The sequence below is a fragment of the Corynebacterium sp. BD556 genome, assembly GCF_038452275.1.
Taxonomy (GTDB): Bacteria; Actinomycetota; Actinomycetes; order Mycobacteriales; family Mycobacteriaceae; genus Corynebacterium; species Corynebacterium mayonis.
Genome location: NZ_CP141643.1, coordinates 1,456,343 through 1,472,529 on the forward strand (window position 1 = coordinate 1,456,343; position 16,187 = coordinate 1,472,529).

Annotated in this window: 17 protein-coding genes and 1 tRNA gene; 10 read left to right on the top strand and 8 right to left on the bottom strand. The window is 62.4% G+C overall.

The features are described 5' to 3' along the window. Window positions 1-16: 16 nt before the first annotated feature. Complete coding sequence (purD, locus tag VLL26_RS06885; protein ID WP_342320172.1) at window positions 17-1,270, bottom strand: phosphoribosylamine--glycine ligase; 1,254 nt, start codon at window positions 1,268-1,270, stop codon at window positions 17-19. 31 nt (window positions 1,271-1,301) lie between these two features. Here purD and VLL26_RS06890 point away from each other — a divergent pair, with 31 nt between their 5' ends. After that, a complete protein-coding gene (locus VLL26_RS06890) occupies window positions 1,302-1,724 on the top strand; it encodes an HIT family protein (RefSeq protein ID WP_342318383.1) in 423 nt (140 codons plus the stop codon). A gap of 21 nt (window positions 1,725-1,745) precedes the next feature. Here the strand turns inward: VLL26_RS06890 and VLL26_RS06895 are convergent, their stop codons facing one another. The 3 genes from VLL26_RS06895 to VLL26_RS06905 form a co-directional block, all read right to left on the bottom strand. Beyond that, window positions 1,746-3,137, bottom strand: a complete 1,392-nt coding sequence (locus VLL26_RS06895) for a sensor histidine kinase (protein WP_342318384.1) — start codon at window positions 3,135-3,137, stop codon at window positions 1,746-1,748. 68 nt (window positions 3,138-3,205) lie between these two features. Beyond that, a complete protein-coding gene (locus tag VLL26_RS06900) occupies window positions 3,206-3,913 on the bottom strand; it encodes a response regulator transcription factor (RefSeq protein WP_342318385.1) in 708 nt (235 codons plus the stop codon). Between the two features lie 204 nt (window positions 3,914-4,117). Continuing rightward, a tRNA-Thr gene (locus tag VLL26_RS06905) sits at window positions 4,118-4,193 on the bottom strand. Window positions 4,194-4,320: 127 nt separating this feature from the next. On the opposite strand from VLL26_RS06905, the gene thrE reads away from it, so the two are divergent. The 5 genes from thrE to otsB all read left to right on the top strand — a co-directional run bounded on the left by thrE (window position 4,321) and on the right by otsB (window position 8,742). Further along, window positions 4,321-5,802, top strand: a complete 1,482-nt coding sequence (thrE, locus tag VLL26_RS06910) for a threonine/serine exporter ThrE (protein ID WP_425292258.1) — start codon at window positions 4,321-4,323, stop codon at window positions 5,800-5,802. A 72-nt stretch (window positions 5,803-5,874) separates the two neighbouring features. Continuing rightward, window positions 5,875-6,246: a hypothetical protein gene (locus tag VLL26_RS06915; protein ID WP_342318386.1), complete on the top strand. Its 372-nt coding sequence runs from the start codon at window positions 5,875-5,877 to the stop codon at window positions 6,244-6,246. A gap of 14 nt (window positions 6,247-6,260) precedes the next feature. Beyond that, window positions 6,261-7,565, top strand: coding sequence for an alpha,alpha-trehalose-phosphate synthase (UDP-forming) (locus VLL26_RS06920; protein ID WP_342318387.1), 1,305 nt, complete (start codon window positions 6,261-6,263; stop codon window positions 7,563-7,565). After that, complete coding sequence (locus VLL26_RS06925) at window positions 7,562-8,002, top strand: hypothetical protein (RefSeq protein ID WP_342318388.1); 441 nt, start codon at window positions 7,562-7,564, stop codon at window positions 8,000-8,002. The genes VLL26_RS06920 and VLL26_RS06925 overlap by 4 nt, the downstream gene beginning before the upstream one ends. After that, complete coding sequence (otsB, locus tag VLL26_RS06930; protein WP_342318389.1) at window positions 7,999-8,742, top strand: trehalose-phosphatase; 744 nt, start codon at window positions 7,999-8,001, stop codon at window positions 8,740-8,742. Before VLL26_RS06925 ends, otsB begins: the two co-directional genes overlap by 4 nt. Here otsB and VLL26_RS06935 read toward each other — a convergent pair. Next, window positions 8,708-9,793 carry a LacI family DNA-binding transcriptional regulator gene (locus VLL26_RS06935; RefSeq protein WP_342318390.1) on the bottom strand — a complete coding sequence of 362 codons (1,086 nt, stop codon included), beginning with the start codon at window positions 9,791-9,793 and terminating at the stop codon, window positions 8,708-8,710. The genes otsB and VLL26_RS06935 overlap by 35 nt on opposite strands. Before the next feature lie 84 nt (window positions 9,794-9,877). On the opposite strand from VLL26_RS06935, the gene VLL26_RS06940 reads away from it, so the two are divergent. Genes VLL26_RS06940 through VLL26_RS06955 form a run of 4 tightly spaced genes read left to right on the top strand, consistent with a single transcriptional unit; the run spans window position 9,878 to window position 13,338 of the window. Continuing rightward, entirely contained in the window at window positions 9,878-10,981 is a 1,104-nt protein-coding gene (locus VLL26_RS06940; protein ID WP_342318391.1) for a metal ABC transporter solute-binding protein, Zn/Mn family, read from the top strand. Beyond that, window positions 10,978-11,682 (top strand): metal ABC transporter ATP-binding protein, encoded by a 705-nt coding sequence (locus VLL26_RS06945; RefSeq protein WP_342318392.1) that lies wholly within the window; start codon window positions 10,978-10,980, stop codon window positions 11,680-11,682. The genes VLL26_RS06940 and VLL26_RS06945 overlap by 4 nt, the downstream gene beginning before the upstream one ends. Beyond that, a complete protein-coding gene (locus VLL26_RS06950) occupies window positions 11,683-12,534 on the top strand; it encodes a metal ABC transporter permease (protein ID WP_342318393.1) in 852 nt (283 codons plus the stop codon). Window positions 12,535-12,543: 9 nt separating this feature from the next. Continuing rightward, on the top strand, window positions 12,544-13,338 hold the full coding sequence (locus VLL26_RS06955) for an alpha/beta hydrolase family esterase (RefSeq protein ID WP_342318394.1): 795 nt from the start codon (window positions 12,544-12,546) through the stop codon (window positions 13,336-13,338). A 4-nt stretch (window positions 13,339-13,342) separates the two neighbouring features. Here VLL26_RS06955 and rlmB read toward each other — a convergent pair whose 3' ends face one another. Genes rlmB through ispF form a run of 3 tightly spaced genes read right to left on the bottom strand, consistent with a single transcriptional unit; the run spans window position 13,343 to window position 16,186 of the window. Continuing rightward, complete coding sequence (gene rlmB, locus VLL26_RS06960; protein WP_342318395.1) at window positions 13,343-14,284, bottom strand: 23S rRNA (guanosine(2251)-2'-O)-methyltransferase RlmB; 942 nt, start codon at window positions 14,282-14,284, stop codon at window positions 13,343-13,345. 10 nt (window positions 14,285-14,294) lie between these two features. Beyond that, the gene (cysS, locus tag VLL26_RS06965) at window positions 14,295-15,695 is read right to left on the bottom strand and encodes a cysteine--tRNA ligase (RefSeq protein WP_342320174.1); all 1,401 of its coding nucleotides are present in this window, start codon (window positions 15,693-15,695) and stop codon (window positions 14,295-14,297) included. A gap of 8 nt (window positions 15,696-15,703) precedes the next feature. Beyond that, window positions 15,704-16,186, bottom strand: coding sequence for a 2-C-methyl-D-erythritol 2,4-cyclodiphosphate synthase (gene ispF, locus VLL26_RS06970; RefSeq protein WP_342318396.1), 483 nt, complete (start codon window positions 16,184-16,186; stop codon window positions 15,704-15,706). Window position 16,187 lies beyond the last annotated feature (1 nt).

A 16,187-nucleotide genomic window follows, 5' to 3' on the forward strand; every position in this document is an offset into this window, starting at 1 on the left:
CGCTGACCAGCAGAACTTAGCTGTCCACGCGGATGTCGCCCTCGATCGCCTTGCGCGCGATATCGCGGCGGTAGAAGGATCCCTGCAGCATGATCTTCCCGATAGCTTCGTACGCCTTATCGACGGCCTCCTCCAGCGTGGCCCCCTTGCCCATCGCGTTGAGCACGCGCCCGCCGGAGGAGACAAGCACCCCGTCCTGCAGCGCGGTGCCGGCGTGGAGGATGCGGGCCGGGTCGTCGAGGCCCTCGCCGGTAATCGCGTCGCCGGTGCGCGTTGCGGCCGGGTAGTCCTCAGCGGCGAGCACGACGGTGGCGGCAAAGCCGTCCTCCCATTCAAGCGGGGCCAACTGGGCGAGGGTGCCGGTGGCGACGGCGGTTAAGGCGTCGACAAGCGGCGTTTTCAGCAGCGAGAGCACGGGCTGCGTCTCGGGGTCGCCGAAGCGGGCGTTGAACTCGACGACAGCCGGGCCCTCCGGCCCCCAGGCGGCGCCGACGTAGAGAACGCCGCGGTAGGGGATGCCGCGGGCGACCATCTCGCGGGCGACGGGCTCGGCGATCTCGGCGACGATACGCTCGACGCCGTTGTCCGGCAGCCACGGCAGCGGCGTGTAGGCGCCCATGCCGCCGGTGTTGGGGCCGGCGTCGTTGTCATGGGCGCGCTTGTGGTCCTGCGCGGGCAGCAGCGGCACGACGGTTTCGCCGTCGACGAGGCAGAACAGGGAGATCTCGGGGCCTTCGAGGAAGGACTCGAACAGGACGGGGTTGCCGGCCTCGATCACGGCGCGGGCGTGCGCCTCGGCAGCCGCGCGGTCCTGGGTGACCACCACGCCCTTGCCGCCGGCCAGGCCGTCGTCTTTGACCACGTAGTTCGGGCCGTACTCGTCGAGCACTGCCTCGATCTCCCCGAGCTTGCGCACGCTGGTGGCCGACGCCGTGCGCACGCCCGCCGCCGCCATGACCTCCTTGGCGAAGGCCTTGGAGCCCTCGAGCTGGGCGGCGGCCTTCGTCGGGCCGAAGACGTCGATGCCAGCTTCGGTAAGTGCGTCCGCCGCTCCGGCGACGAGCGGCACCTCCGGGCCGATGACCACGAGCTCGGCTTCGATGTCCCGAGCAAGCGCCACGATCGACTCCGGCGAGGCCACGTCCACCGGGTGGACCTCAGCGAGCGAAGCCATCCCGGCGTTGCCCGGCGCGACGTGCAGCTCGCCACCGCCCAGTCCATGCAGAAGGGCGTGTTCACGGCCGCCCGAACCGATAACAAGGATGCGCATGGCCCCTAACTTACCGGTAGCCTGGGCGGGCATGAGCACAGTATTCACCAAGATCTTGAACGGGCAATTGCCCGGCCGCTTCATCTACCGCGACGAGACGGTCGCTGCGTTTTTGTCCATCGAGCCGATCGCCTACGGCCACACCCTCGTTGTGCCCGTCGAGGAGGTGGACAAGTGGACCGACCTCTCTCCCGCCCTGTGGACCCACATGAACGAGGTGGCCAAAGAGATCGGACAGGCACTTATCGACGCCTACGGTTCTGCGCGCGCCGGCTACCTCATCGCCGGCTTCGAAGTGCCCCACGCGCACATCCACGTCTTTCCCGCCAACGACATGTCCGGCTACAACCTGGCCAACGTCACGCCCGCCGACCAGACGGACCAGGCGAAGATGGACGAGGCCGCGCAGCTGCTGCGCGAGAAGCTGGGCACCAACGAGGCGGGGCGGCGTTAATCCCACGCGGGCCGGGCAAGGTCAATTGTTGCTGGCCATGGGCAGGGAAACGGTGAAGGTAGAGCCGCGCCCAGGGGAGGAATCGACACTGATTACCCCGCCATGCTGCTCAATCAATGAGCGGGTGATGGCCAGGCCAAGCCCGGAACCGCCGCCCCCAGCACGGTTGCGCGAAGAATCGGCGCGGTAGAAGCGCTCGAAGATGTGCTCAGCATCCTCCTGCCTCATACCCACCCCGTCATCGGTGACATCGATAAACACCTTGTCCAAGTTCTGCCGCACGGTCACCTTGACGCGGGCCTGGGGACCGCCGTGCTTGAAGGCGTTGGCAATCAAGTTCATAAAGACTTGGTGGAGCCGGTCCGGGTCGCCGTCGACAAGCGCTTTGCCCAACGTATCGTCGTAGACATGGATCTCGCGCTCAGGAAAAGCAGCGCAGCTAGAGTCGGCGGCGGCCTGACAGATCTCCACCATGTTGATCACCCGCGTATCCAGGCGGGTGCCTTCCGCACGGGTCAGAGCCAAAAGATCCTCCACCAGAAGTTTCATGCGCCCGGACTCCTGGTCAATCTTGTTCAACACCATATCTGCGTCCGGGGCCATACCTTTGTGGTAAAGCTCCGTGTAGCCGCGGATGCTGGTCAGCGGGGTGCGCAGCTCGTGGGAGGCGTCGCCGACAAAGCGACGCATCTGCTCCTCCTTGGCGCGAGATTCCTCAATGGATTCCTGCAGCTGGCCCACCATGGTATTTACGGCGTAAGACAACTTACCCACTTCGGTTTCACGGGGCCAAGCGGGCACGCGGCGGGAGATGTCACCATCGGCGATCGCCAAGGCGGTGTTTTCCACCTCGCGCAGCGGGGCCAACGCGCGGCGCACCGAATAGGTGCCCGCGAAGAAAATAAAGAACAATCCGATGCCACCCAAGCCCAGCTCAATGACGGCAAGGGACGTCAAAAGGCGGCGCTCCGTGTCCAGGGATTTAGCCACGTACTGAATGTTTCCATCTTCCTGGAAACGCGCCACCGCACGGTAGTAACGCAGCTCACCCCCGGTTTTTTCTGAGGTGATAGTCTGCGGTCCAAAGCCCTCCAACTGGCTGTAATCCGGCGGATAAACCCGAGGCATGAAGTTGATCATCCTGTTCAAGCCCGGGTAGTAAATCGACTGGGTGAACTCACTGGGCGCGCCTGTGCTCGGCCACGGGGCGGGCTGGCCCACCCACGTTTCGAGCCCAACCTGCAACTGGTCATCAGCGCGCTGATAAAGCAGACCGCGCATCAGCAAATACACTGCGGTAAAGCTCAGCGTCATCGCCAGCATGGACACCGCCAGCACGATTGCCGGCAGTGTCTTTTGCAGCGACATGCGGTGCGTGGTCCGGCCCAGCAAAGAACTTGTCGTGCGGATCATTCGGCCCAGCCTAGTCTCCGGCTAGTCTGCGGCCGGACCGCAAACTAGCCAAGTGTTCAAGCATGCCCTTATTGACGCGGGGTGCGAAGCACGTAGCCCACACCGCGTACGGTATGAATCAAGGGCACATCGCCGGTGTCAATTTTGCGGCGTAGATAGGAAATGTAGGACTCCACGACGTTTCCGTCGCCGCCGAAATCGTAATGCCAGACGTTGTCAAGGATCTTCGCTTTAGACAACACAACCTCCGCATTGAGCATGAGGTAGCGCAAAAGGTTGAACTCGGTCGGAGACAGATCAATAATTTCGTCGCCTTTGGTCACCTCGTGGGTGTCGTCGTTAAGCGTCAAATCCGCGTAACGCAAAGTTCCGTCGTTGGTTTCTCCGTCGGTGACGTTGCCGCGGCGCAAAATCACGCGCAGGCGAGTAATGACCTCCTCAAGCGAGAAAGGCTTGGTGACGTAGTCGTCGGCACCGATTGTCAAACCATGGATGCGATCTTCCACCGCGTCCTTCGCGGTGAGGAAAAGTACGGGCCCGTCGAGGCCCTCGGCGCGCAACTTGCCCAGCAGCTCAAAGCCGTCCATCTCGGGCATCATCACGTCAAGAATGTAAGCATCGGGGCGAAACTCGTGCGCGATCTTCAGCGCCTCGGCACCGGATTGTGCGCTTTCGACCTCAAAGTCCTGAAATTTCAGGGAAACGGTGAGTAGTTCGACGATATTAGGTTCGTCGTCGACGACGAGAACCTTCACGCCGAGGTTGGTGTCTGCCATGTCTTTTGCTCCCTTTCAATGTACTGCCAAACCAGTAAACGCGGGCACCCTGACAATTCCCTGAGTATAGACTGGGGCGTTGGTTTTTCTTTGCGTCGCATTGAATAGATTTGCTGACCTGGACAAACCTTAAGCGCCGACGGAAGGCGTTTGTGTGATGCGCGTCGCTTAACGGCGCCCCCGCTTCCCGCCGGGGAGAAAAAGTGGAGCTGGAGACGAGACTCGAACTCGCAACCTACGCATTACAAGTGCGTTGCGCTACCAATTGCGCCACTCCAGCAATATGCGAGAGTTTACACGGCCCCCCGTAGGTGCGTTAAACGGTCCCGCGGGCTAGTGTTTTGCGTGTGAGAACAGGGACTTCAGGGGCTGGTGCAGAGTCGGGCGCAGGGCACAGGTTTAGGTCAGTGCTGGATGGGTTCCGGCAGAAATCGCGAAATGTCGCAACCATTGACGAGGCCCGCACTTCTCCCCCTCCGTCTGTGCTGGCCCCGGTCGATCTGACAGATCCTGCCCAGGTCGCGGCGGTGATGAACATCGCTGCTCGCATTGGGTCAATTTTGATCACTAATGGCACCACAAGTTCGGACGTTAAGGCGCAGATCCACACGGTGACTTCTTCGTATGGTTTGCATTACTGCCATGTGGACATCACCGTGAACACCATGACGATCCACACCAGCATCGGTGTGGAGCGGCGCCAGCCGGTCAGTGTATTTCGTGTGGTCAACGACTTTTCGTACAATTACCACAAGCTGCAGGAAGTTGACCGGCTGATCCGCTCGATCCGCTCAGGTGCGACCGCCCCTGATGTCGCCGAGCGCATCCTCGACGAGATTGAAAACGAATACATTCCGTGGCGCAACACCCGCTTCTTGGCGGGCTGGGCGGTCATGGGTGCCGCCGTGGCGATCTTGCTGGGCGGCGGGTTGGTCATGGCGTTTCTCGGCGCGGTGACTGCGGCGCTCATTATGGGCATCGGCAAGGTGCTCTCGCGCAACGATTTGCCGTATTTCTTCCACTGCGGCATCGGCGGGTTCTTAGCCACGTTGCCGGCGGTGATTTTCTACCATTTCTCCTCTTCTTTCGGGGTGACTATGGTGCCCAGCCAGGTCATTGCCACTGGCATCGTCGTGTTGCTGGCGGGTTTGACCCTGGTGCAGTCGCTTCTCGACGGCATCACCGGCTCGCCCGTGACGGCCTCGGCGCGCTTTTTCCAGACGATGCTGTTTACCGGCGGCATTGTCGCCGGCGTGGCTACTGGAATCAGTGTTTACGAGCTGTTCGGGGTGGGCCTGCCCCCACTGGAGACGATGTTGGGCACCCCGACGTTTGGTTCGGCTGCGGTGCGCGTGGTCGGAAGTGCGGTCGCTGCCGCGGCTTTTGCGGTAACTAGTTTCGCTGAGCGGCCAGCCGTGCTCGTTTCGGCGGCGACGGCGCTGGCTGGCTCCACCATGTACTACGTGTTCTTGTTGCCTTTGGGTACGGGGCGTATTTTGGCCACTTTTGCCTGCGCCACTGCGGTCGGTTTAGCTGGTGGTTTGATCTCGCGTCGCTTTTTGATCAACCCGGTGATCACTGCGGTGGCGGGTGTTACCCCATTTTTGCCTGGCTCCGGCATTTACCGCGGCATGTACGCCATCCTCAATGAGCAGATGGTTGTGGGGCTGACCAACTTGGCCGTCGCCGTGGGCACGTGTATGGCGCTGGCTAGCGGCGTGGTGTTGGGCGAATGGGTCGCCCGTCGAATCCGCCGCCCGCAGATTTTCACCCCGTATTCGGCTTTCCGCCGCGCTGGCCGTGTCACTTTCCAACAGATCCGCCGTGCCGAGCAGGCGGCGCGTGGTCGCCGGCGCCGCCGGCCCGCGCCCGAAGCTGCACCGAAGTAGCGTAGGATGGGAGGGCCTGAGCCGGGCCCTATTTCGGCTAAGTGCATAGTCTTTAAGAAGGAGTAGCTTTCAGTGCCACCTAAGATCACCGATTCTCGCCCCTCCCCCGAGGCCCTCCACACGGTTGAGGAGCAGACAGCCTCCGGCGCTCGGCGGATCGTGGCCACCTACGCCGAGGACTTCTTCGACGGTGTGACCTTGATGTCCATGTTGGGCGTGGAACCGCGCGGCTTCGTCTACAAGAAGTACGCCGAGGCGGTCATTCCGTCGGAGGACGAGCAGACCTCTGGCGCGGCCAAGAAGGCGACCAAGAAGAAAGCAACAAAGAAGGCCACCAAGAAAGCAACAAAGAAGGCCACCAAGAAAGCCACGAAGAAAGCAACAAAGAAAGCCACCAAGAAAGCCACGAAGAAGAAAACCACCAAGAAAGCGACGAAGTCCTAAGCTGGGACGACGCGATGACTGGAGCTGCAACTGGCGCGAACCGTTTTGTGGTGGTGTCCAACCGCCTCCCAGTGGATCGTGCCAGCTCCGGCGAAGGCTGGGAGGCCTCCCCGGGAGGACTGGTAGCGGCCCTGGCCCCCGTGCTGCGGGCGCACAAGGGTTGCTGGGTGGGCTGGCCTGGCGAGGTCGATCTGAAGGTCGAACCTTTCGACTTTGAGGGCATAGACCTGCGCCCCGTCACCTTGGACAGCGACGATTACGAAAACTTCTACGAGGGTTTTTCCAATTCTTCCCTGTGGCCGCTCTACCACGACCTGATCGTTGCACCCGACTACAAAGCGCAGTGGTGGGAGGCTTACCGCGACGTTAACCGTCGTTTCGCGGAGGCGGCGTGCGCGGCCGCCGAGCACGGTGCGGTGGTGTGGGTGCAGGACTATCAGCTTCAGCTCGTGCCCGGGTTTTTGCGCGAAATGCGGCCAGATTTGACCATCGGGTTTTTCCTGCACATTCCTTTCCCCGCCCCCGATTTGTTCCGCCAGTTGCCGTGGCGCGAAGAAATCACCACAGGTCTGGCTGGCTGCGATCTGATCGGTTTCCAGCGTGCCGAGGACGAACAGAACTTCCGCGCACTCGTCGGTGAGGGTTTGCCGCGCTCCGGGACTTTCCCCATCTCCATCGATCCGGAGGCGGTGCGGCGTGGGGCGCAAGGTGACGTCGATAAGCTGCGTGCCGAGGTGGGCAATCCGCGCACGCTGATGCTGGGCGTGGACCGCCTCGACTACACCAAGGGGATCTTGCAGCGGCTGCTGGCGGTAGAAAGGCTACTTGAACAAGGCAAGCTTTCCGACGCCACCTTCATCCAACTCGCCACCCCCTCCCGCGAGCGCATCGACAGCTACCAAGAGACACGGCGCGAAGTCGAGGAAGCTGTCGGGCGGATCAACGGCCGCTTCGGGGAGGTGGGGCGCCCCGTCGTTCACTACATTCACCGGCCGGTGGCGAAGCAGCGGTTGGGCGTGTTCTATTCCGCCGCCGACGTCATGCTTGTCACCCCCTTCAAAGACGGGATGAACCTGGTGGCCAAGGAGTATGTGTCCTGCCACCCGGACGGTAGCGGGGCGTTGGTGCTCTCCGAGTTCGCAGGCGCCGCCGTCGAGCTCAAGCAGGCTTTTCTGTGCAACCCTTTCGACCTAGAATCCGTGGAGGAAGCAATCTTGCGCGCCGTGGACGGTGCGCCGGAAGCGATGCGCCAGATGTACCGGCAGGTCAAAGACAACGACGTGGACAAATGGGCTGCTTCCTTTTTGGAGGCGCTGTGAAAACAACACGGCTTTTCTCTGCCGCCGCGCTCGCTGCTGCGCTCACGGTGGCGGGCTGCTCCGCGGAAAAGCGCGGGGAAACCTGGCAGATCGTCGCACTATATACCGACCCGAACACGCCAGGCGCCTTACCCGCCGACGCCGCAGGCAAGGCTTATTTCATTATGGGTGGGCAAGAAGTCAAAGGCTTCACCGGCTGCACCCCGCTGCGCGCCACCATTGATGCGCGCGAGGAGCGCATCAGGTTGGAAACGGTCGAATACGGTGCGACAGACGAAGGTTGCAGCGGGGGCACAGAGCTTGTCGACGCCACCTTGAAGCAACTCCTCACCCCCGACGCCGAGTTCGTCCTGCGCCACATGAGCGACAACGAAATGCTGCTCACCGCCGCAAGTGATGCAATTAACCCGCCCTCAATCCGTCTGATGTCGCTATGAAGGAGCTCGAAGAGGTCATTGCGGCGCTGGCCCAAGCGCCCTCCCTGTTGGTGTGCCTGGATTTCGATGGCACCATCTCCGAGCTTGTTACCAACCCCATGGACTCCCGCGCCCACCCGGCTGCCCTGAAGGCCATCGCGGAGCTTTCAGCTTTGCCCCGCACGCAAGTAGCGGTGCTCAGTGGCCGCCACCTGGAGGGTTTGCGTCAAGTCTTCCCCCTGCGCGAACCGGTGGTGCTGGTGGGCTGCCATGGCGCTGAGCCCACCTCCGGCGGCCCCCCGCTTTCCCCCGCAGACGCCGCCTACCTCGACCAAATTGAGGCCGAACTTACATCAATTGTTGTGCCGCCTGCGTTCGTGGAAATCAAACCCTACCAGCGGGTGATGCATGTGGCCGCCCTGGCCGCGAAAGATCCTGCCGCCGCACGCGCACTACTCCAACGCGCAACGGAGATTAACAGCCATGGTCGGCCGGTGACACAGGGCCACAACGTCGTCGAGTTCTCCGCCTTGGACGTGACCAAAGGAGACTGGCTCGCGGAGTACAAAACTGGTTTTTCAACCACACTCTTTGCCGGGGATGACACCACCGACGAAACTGCCCTCGCGCGACTGGGTCCTCACGATGTGGGCATCAAGGTAGGCCCGAAAGAGTCGGTGGCCCCCAACCGCCTGGCTGGGGTGCCAGAAATGGCGCTGTTTCTGACTAGGTTGGCCCGCGCCCGCCGGGAGGCGCAATAGAGCTACCGGGCATGAAACGGGTCGGCAAGATGATCTGCTCCGTCGCCTCCGCTTCGTCGGTGATTTGCGAGTGCAAAAGTTTGCCCACCTGCTCCCCCTTGCCGTGGTTGTACTGCTGCACGGTAGTCAAACCCAACGAACGCGCCGGGGCAATACCGTCGAAGCCGGTCACTGACAAATCATGGGGAATGCGCTCGCGAAAAGCCTCGTAAACACCCAACGCCATCGAATCCGTGGTACACAGCACGGCGGATAGTTCCGGATGGGAACCAATTAGCTCCCGGGCTCCGTCGGCAGCCGAAGCGAGGTCGTTGAAATGCCGATTGACTATCGGAATATCGCCTAAACCGGCATCGCGGAAAACCTCAAGGGCGCCACGCACCCGGTCGCGCTGAACGTGCATGTCAGATCCCGGAACCTCCCAGGCAAAAACATGGCCGTCGCGCGGAGCGGAAAACAGGCGTTTGGTGAGGATGCCGATTTGGGTGTGGCCGGCGTCGACAAGCGCGCGAGCCGCCGGCTGAATAGCGCCGAAATCATCAATGCCCACGTAAGACACGCCATGCAAATTGGCGGGCTGGTCACAAACCACCACGGGCAGACCACTGTGGCGCGCCGATTGCAGGTGCGGGTCCCCGGCGGGCACAGAATAGACGACGAAGCCGTCGACGATCGCGCTGGAGACAACATCGGGGTGGCGGTAACTCTGCGCCTCCGGCCCCAAAGGTATGAGGGTGAGAAAGAAATCATTGTCCACCGCCAGGCCGGCCAAAAAATCGACGGAAGCCTGGTCCTCGAAAGCGTAGGAGAGCCTCTCAGTCAAGATAACGCCGACGGAGCCAGCGCGCTGGGTGCGCAAAGAACGCGCTGTCGGGTTAGGGCCCGCGTAGCCGACACTGCGGGCAGTTTCGAGAATACGTGCGCGCAACTCCGGCGAAAGCTGGTCGGGGCGGTTGTAGGCGTTAGACACCGTCGTGCGGGAAACACCGAGTTCCTTCGCCAACGAGGCGAGGGTGGCGCGGGGGGCACTGCGGGCACGACGATGCGGCATGCGTCCCATCGTATAAACAATGCTGCGGGAGGAGCCGATGCGTTCTAATTGAAAATTATTCCCGGCAGTGTTCTAATCGAAACTATGCCCAAGAACAATCCACTGCGCGCATTAGCGGGCGCGCTCACCGCAACGGTCACTGCCATTGCCATCTCGGCATGTTCACCCGCCGGTGAAAATCCCGCACCCGCAGCGAGCGAGGAAACGACCGAAGCTAGCGTCGTGGCCACCACGAAGGTGTGGGCGGATGTCGCCAGCGAAGTACTCGGCACGGAGGTTGAGGCCGTGATCGCCAACTCCTCCACAGACCCACATGACTATGAGCCCACCGCAACGGACCGCGCCAAAATCGCCTCCGCCAGCCTGCTCATCGCCAACGGCGGTGGCTACGACGCCGCCCTTTACCAGGACGTCGATCCGAGCAAGATCATCTCCTCTCTCCCGCTGACCGGAGTCCACGCCCACGACGACGCCGGTGACCACGACCACGACAACGCCGGTGACCACGACCACGACGACGACGGTGACCACGACCACGACAACGACGGTGACCACGACCACGACGACGACGGTGACCACGACCACGACGACGCTAACCGTGCCGAGGGTGATGACACCCACGACGGTGACCACGACGACGCCGGTGACCACGACCACGACGACGCTAAACGTGACGAGGGCGATGACGATAACGATGACGACCGTGATCACGGCGAGAACGAGCACACCTGGTACTCGACCGTAAACGTCGCCAAGATGGGCGCGAAGATCGCCGAGAAAACCGGAAAGAACACCGACAGTCTCGACGCGCGCCTCATGACAATCAAGCAGAAGATCGACGCGCTTCCCGCCGCCCGAATCGCCCAGGTCCACCCGATCGCCGACGCATTACTGGAAGAATCCACCCTCAAGCTGGTCACACCGCAGTCCTACCGCTCGGCTGCCTTAAACCACACTGAACCGTCGAGCGCGGCAGTAGCTGAGTTCATTGACGCGATCAAGGCCGGCGACATCGACGTGGTGATCTCCAACCCGCAAAGCCCCAACGGCTCGGCGCAGCGCATCGTCGACGCCGCCGAGGAAGCCGACGTGCCCGTTGTCGAGGTCCACGAAACCCCTCCAAACGGCGAGAACTTCTTCAACTACTTCGAAAAGGTGGTCGACAACATCGCCAAGGCCGCCGCGTGATAGCACGGCTTCGCAACGCCACCGTCTCCCCGCTTTGGGAAAACCTCAACCTAGAACTCAAACGTGGGGAAATGGTGGCTATTTTGGGGCCCAACGGCTCCGGAAAATCCACCTTGCTCAACGTATTGACTGGCACCCGCAAACTCACCTCCGGCAGCGTGGAGGTCGCCGGGCGCATTGGCTACATCCCGCAGCAGCGGACGTTTCCGCCTGATCTTCCCCTCCGGGCATGCGACCTCGTTTCCCTGGCGCTTAACCACGGCGTTGTCGGCGCTGGTCTGTTCGGGCGGAGCACGGCGCGGCGCAGCGACGTCAATGAGGTGCTTGACTTCGTCAACGCAGGCCACCTCGCGAAACAGCGGGTGGGAACTCTTTCGGGAGGCCAGCAGCAGCTTGTGCGCCAAGCGCAGGCGATGGCGAACCAACCCGACCTTTTGCTTGCCGACGAACCTTTCCTCTCCCTCGACGTTTCCCGCCAACGCGAAACCGCCGAAAGGTTCCACTCCCTCGACGCCGCCGTACTCATGGTCACACACTCCATAGATCCCGTTTTGGAGCTTGTAGACCGCATTCTTTACATAGGTCCCCGTGGACATGTCCTCGGCCCTGCAGATGAGGTGCTGCGCTCCGAGGTGTTAAGCGAGCTCTATGGCTGCCCTGTGGATGTCATGCAGGTGCGCGGGAAGACGGTGATTGTCTAGATGCTTAGCTCCCTTATGGATGCAGTAGAGCAAACCCGCCACCTTTTGGGCTACGACTTTGTCGCCTCCTCTTTGGTCGCGGCGGCCCTGCTCGGCGGAGTCTCCGGCGTCATGGCGCCGCTGGTGGTGCTGCGCCACATGTCTTTCGGGGTCCACGCCACCTCCGAGCTCGCCCTGATGGGAGCGGCCGCAGCCCTTTTCTTCGGGTTCAATTTGAGTATGGGAGCGATCGCGGGTTCGATCGCCGCGGCCTTATTGTTGGTCTTTTTGGGTCGCCGCGGCGGTGACGACGCCGCTATTGGCGTGGTGATGAGCTTCGGCATGGGCCTGTCCGTACTTTTTCTCTACCTGTATCCCGGCAACTCGACCAAGGCGATGGCGCTGCTGACCGGCCAGATCGTCGGCGTGTCCGACGCAGGTGTGCGCACCCTCGCCGCAGTGGCGGCGCTCGTGGTCGTCTCGGTGGCGGTGCTGTGGCGCCCCCTGCTGTTTGCTTCTGCAGACCCGGAGATGGCCGCCGCCTCCGGGGTTCCTGTTAAAACCATGGCGGTCGTATTCGCGTTGCTTTTGGGTCTGACCGCATCGCAGACAGTGCAAATTGTGGGTGTGTTGTTGGTCATGGCGCTTCTTATCGCCCCCGGCGCGAGCGCGGTGTCGATTTCCGCCAACCCGATCGCCGTTGTTTTCTGGTCGGTTCTTTTCGCCGAACTCGCCGCGGTTGGCGGTGTGTTGCTGTCCCTGGCGCCGGGTCTGCCGATCAGCGTTGTGGTTTCTTTCATCTCTTTTGCCATTTTTGTGATCTGCCGCGGCATTGGGGGGCTACGCGCGAGGCGGATTTCTCCGGCTGTTTAGGGTTGGGTTATGAATGTGCAACGCCGCTTAATGATGTGGGACAAGCGGGAGCGCACCTGGCTCGAAGTCGCCGGTGGCAAGTCCGACACCCTGGTTGTTTTTCTGCATGGTTCCCGGCAGTCATCCAACGTTGCGCGTGCCTTCACCGGCGGCACGTTTGACGAGCTGGCGCGGCGCGGCTGCACAGTGCTCTACCCCGACGGGGTGGGGCACCATTTCAACGATTTGCGCCGCGACTTCGCTGAGTCAGCGCGTCTGTTGCAGGTCGACGACGTCGGTTTTATCGGCGCGCTCATCGAGTCCTATTCGCCCCGGCGCGTGATTGGTTGCGGTTTTTCAAACGGCGGCCAGATGCTCATGCGGATGCTTTTCGACGCCCCCGGCACCTTCCACGGCGCCGCCCTTTTCGGTGCCCCCATGCCCACTGCTGGCAACTGTTTGAGCGATACCTCAGACTATTTGCCCGTGCCGGTGTTGACAGTGCACGGCACCGCGGATCCCATCGTGCCTTTTGCCGGTGGGATCGCGGGCGGCAGTGTGGCTCACCGTGGCGAGGTACGTTCGGCGCGCGCTTCGGCTGAGTTTTTCGCTGCCCTCAACGGCTGCACCGAACACCGTCGCGGGCCGGACGGCGAGGTGGTGGCTGTGGACAGGTGGACCGGCGGTGAAGCTGATGTGAAGCTGGTGTCTTTGCGCGGTGTAGGCCACCTGGTGCCTTCCCCGCAGAAGCTTCATCCGCGCATCGGTCCGGGCACCAACAAAGTTGTTGGTGCCCAGCTCGTGGCGGATTTTTTCGACTTGTAGCTGCCTATTTAGCCACGCGGCGCTGGCGGGCGAACTCGCTGAGCACGACACCTGCTGCGACGGAGGCGTTGAGCGATTCCACCCAGTCTGCGGTGGGGATGGACATGATCACATCGCAGTTCTCCCGCACGAGGCGCGAAATGCCCTTGCCTTCTGATCCGACCACGATGACCACTGGGTCGGTGGCTGCGTGGAAGCTGTCCAGGGTGTGCTCGCCGCCGGCGTCGAGTCCGACAACCATGTAACCGTTGTCCTTGAACTGCTTAATCATGCGGGTGATGTTGGTTGCCTTGGCCACAGGCAGGCGCGCGGCAGTGCCCGCGGAGGTGCGCCAGGCGACGCCGGTGACCTGTGCGGAGCGACGCTCGGGGATGATCACTCCGTGTCCACCAAAGGCAGCGGTGGAGCGGATGACCGCGCCGAGGTTGCGCGGGTCGGTGATGTTGTCCAGCACGACGAACATGCCGGTCTCGCCGCGGTCGGCGACGCCCGAAATTAAGTCAAAGACATCCGCGTATTTGTAGGGCTGGATTTTCAAACCGATGCCTTGGTGCATGCCGTTGCCGGTCATGGCGTCTAGGTCGCGCCGTGGCACCTCGTGGACGGGGATGGCCTTGGAGTTGGCCAGGGTGACTGCCTCGCTGAGGCGGTCGTCGTGGCCGGTTCCTTGGGCGACGAAAAGGGCTTCGGCGGGGACTTTGGCGTGGAGGCACTCCACTACAGGGTTGCGGCCGACAACGAGGTCGGGGGTTTCGCGTTCGTGGCGCCCGGATGCGCGCCTTTCCCGCTCCAGTTTGCGTTTGTGGGCGGAGTGGTAGACGCGGTCTTCGGCTTTCGGGGTCGCCCCTTTGCCTTTGAGGCCGCGGCGGCGTTGTCCACCGGAGCCTTTTGTGGCGCCTTTCTTGTTGGTCTTGATCTTGTCGGGGCGCTGATACGGTTTCGCCATTGTTTACTTCCTAGTTGTGGTTTTTCAGTGCCCACTGTGGGCCGTTCGGGGTGTCGGTCACGTCGATGCCGGCGGCGGTGAGACGGTCGCGCACCTCGTCTGCGGTTGCCCAATCCTTCGCGGCACGCGCTGCGGTGCGTCGTTGAAGCTCTGCACGCACCAGCACGTCGAGGGCGGTGTCGGCGGCATCGCTTGTCGACGCCTGGCTGCCCCACTTGCCTGGGTCTACCCCGAGCACACCGGCCATGGCCCGGACCTGCGCGGCGATATCCCGGGCTCGTTCGTCCTCCCCGCCGGTGAGGGCTTTGTTTCCTTCCCGTACTGTGCGGTGAATTTCTGCGAGGGCGCGCGGCACGGCGAAGTCGTCGGCAAGCGCCGCCGCGAAATCCTGCGTCCACGAGGTGGGCTCTGGTGCCCCGGCGCGCACGACGAAATCCTCGATGCGGCGGTAACCCGCCGCCGCTTCCTGCAGGGCTTCCGGCGAATACTCAAGCACACTGCGGTAGTGCGCCGAGCCGAGGTAGTAGCGCAGCTCCACCGGGCGAACCACCTCAAGCATGTTGTCGATGGCAAGCACGTTGCCTAAAGACTTCGACATTTTCTCGCCGGCCATGGTGACCCAGTGGTTGTGCATCCAAAAATTAGCGAAACCATCGCCCGCGGCGTGCGACTGCGCCTGCTCGTTTTCGTGGTGTGGGAACTGCAAGTCGAGCCCGCCACCGTGGATGTCGAACCTCCCACCTAAGTACCACGTAGCCATAGCGGAGCACTCCAGATGCCAACCCGGGCGGCCCATCCCCCACGGCGTGGGCCAGCTCGGCTCACCTGGCTTCGCGGCCTTCCACAAGGCGAAGTCGTGGCTGCCGCGTTTGCCGTGAGTCTCACCCTCGCCTTGCTCCATCTCCTCGACTTTGTTGCCGGAGATCGAGCCGTAGTCGGAGCCGGCGGCGCGCACCCACGCTTCCACATCGAAATACACGGACCCTTGCGCCTCATAGGCGAAATTGCGAGCGATCAATCGCTGCATGTAGTCAACCATTTGGGTGATATGTCCCGTCGCCCGAGGCTCCACCGAAGGCGGCAGCACACCCAGCGTGTCATAGGCGCGGGTGAACTCACGCTCGTAGGTGGAAACCCACTCCCACCAGGGGCGGTTGTTGGCCTTCGCCTTGTCCAAGATCTTGTCGTCGATGTCGGTGACATTACGGACAAAAGCAACATCGTAGCCCTGGGCGAGAAACCAACGGCGCACAATGTCGAAGGCGACCCCGGAACGTAAATGCCCAATGTGGGGGGAGGACTGCGGCGTCGCCCCGCACACGTACATCGAGACGTGTCCAGGCCTGATCGGCTCGAAGTCGCGCAGGCTGCGCGTCGCCGTGTCGTAGATCTTTTGCGGAAAGTCAACCATGCCGGTATTCACCTGCCTGAGCTTAGTTCAACCAGGGCGGTGGCGATCGCCGCCCGGCCCTGCCCGGAACCGGTAAAACCCATGTGGTCTGTTGTCGTCGCCGAAACAGACACCGGCGCCCCAAGCGCTTCGGAGAGCACCCGCTCAGCGTGCTGACGCACCGGGCCCATCTTCGGCGTCTGGGCGATTAACTGGGCGGAAGCGTTGACCACGGTGATCCCTTGAGAGCGCAGCAACTCTTTGAGTTCTTTCAGCAAACGCACACCAGTTACCCCCTCGTACTCGGGGCGGCCGACGCCCACGAAGGAACCCAGATCGCCCAAACCCGCAGCGGAAAGTACCGCGTCGACCACGGCGTGGCTGACAACATCCCCGTCGGAGTGCCCCTCGCAGCCGTCGGCACCCTCGTGCAAAATGCCAGCGATCCAACATGGTTTCCCCGGCTCGATCTGGTGGGCGTCGAAAGCGTTGCCAACGCGAAGATTAGTCATG